This is a genomic window from Cellulomonas pasadenensis, from assembly GCF_047229365.1.
GTDB lineage: Bacteria > Actinomycetota > Actinomycetes > Actinomycetales > Cellulomonadaceae > Cellulomonas.
Window position 1 is genome coordinate 1 of record NZ_JBFTEP010000297.1, and the last position, 597, is coordinate 597.

General features: G+C 82.9%; 1 pseudogene. It reads left to right on the top strand.

Annotated elements, in window-relative coordinates:
- Positions 1–260: 260 nt before the first annotated feature.
- Positions 261–597: pseudogene (locus AB6N23_RS18555) on the top strand (TadA family conjugal transfer-associated ATPase); the annotation flags it as partial.

The window sequence follows — 597 nt, forward strand, 5'->3', positions numbered from 1 at the left end:
GCGCGCGCGGGGCCCGCCGGGCGCGGCCGGGCGGCGCGCGCGGCCGACGCGGTGGCGCGTCGGCTGGGGCTCGGGACGTGACGGGCGCCGAGATGGTGCGGACGGGGGCGGTGCGGACAGGGGCGGTGCGGACAGGGGCGGCGCGGGAGGGACCGGCGCGGGAGGGGCCGGCGGTCGACCTCGGTGGTGGCCGGTCGCACGGCCGTGCGGCAGAGGCAGCGCCGGCGCGGCGGACCGTGCCGCCGGCGGTCGTCGACGCGGTGCGGGAGGAGCTCCGGCGCCGGCCCGCGTCCGCCGGCGACCTGGCGTCCGTCGTCGACCGTGCGCTGCGTGCGTCGGGGACCCTGCTCGGGCCCGTCCCGCTCGCGCAGGCCGTGCGGGCGGTCGCGGACGAGCTGCTCGGCGCGGGCCCGCTGCAGCGCTGGCTCGACGCGCCGGACGTCACCGACGTGCTCGTCAACGGCCCCCGCGACGTCTGGGTGGAGCAGGCCGGCCGGCTGCGGCGCCTCGACCTCGACCTGGGTACCGCCGACGACGTCCGCGCGCTCGCGGTGCGGCTCGCGGCGGCGGCCGGGCGCCGGCTCGACGACGCGGCGC